This is a genomic window from Colwellia marinimaniae, from assembly GCF_002207865.1.
In the GTDB taxonomy this organism is placed as follows: domain Bacteria; phylum Pseudomonadota; class Gammaproteobacteria; order Enterobacterales; family Alteromonadaceae; genus Colwellia; species Colwellia marinimaniae.
The window spans coordinates 1-348 of record NZ_BDQM01000161.1 but is presented as its reverse complement, the minus strand read 5'-3'; the positions used below and the strand labels follow the sequence as shown (position 1 = coordinate 348).

Here is a 348-nt window from a genome sequence, read left to right as displayed (position 1 = left end):
TCTAACACTTTGTTAGCCACTAAATAAGTAGCAAATACCGCATAAACCGTGGGGAAGGTATCTAAGTAAGGAAAGTGTGCAGGAGAATAATTATCCATAAGATAACCTAACCCCATCGCCAGTAGTGCTAGGGCAGCACAAACCTTGATATGCCAACTTAATTGCCAGCTAACGATGGTTAGTTGGCTACTTTCATTTTGATTTTGATCAGGTTGTTTAGACCATTGCCAATAACCATAAACCGCCATTAACAGGTAATAGGCGTTCAAAGCGCTATCCATTAATAATAAAACGTCATAAAAGATAACAGTATATAGTGCTGTACTTATAAAGGCTGCTGGCCAACAC

At 39.1% G+C, this 348-nt stretch carries 1 protein-coding gene; it reads right to left on the bottom strand.

Translation table 11 applies throughout. From position 1 onward, the window contains the following. Positions 1–305, bottom strand: a 305-nt coding sequence (locus MTCD1_RS18705; RefSeq protein WP_235013382.1) for a nicotinamide mononucleotide transporter family protein, incomplete at its 3' end; no start/stop codon positions are given. Positions 306–348 lie beyond the last annotated feature (43 nt).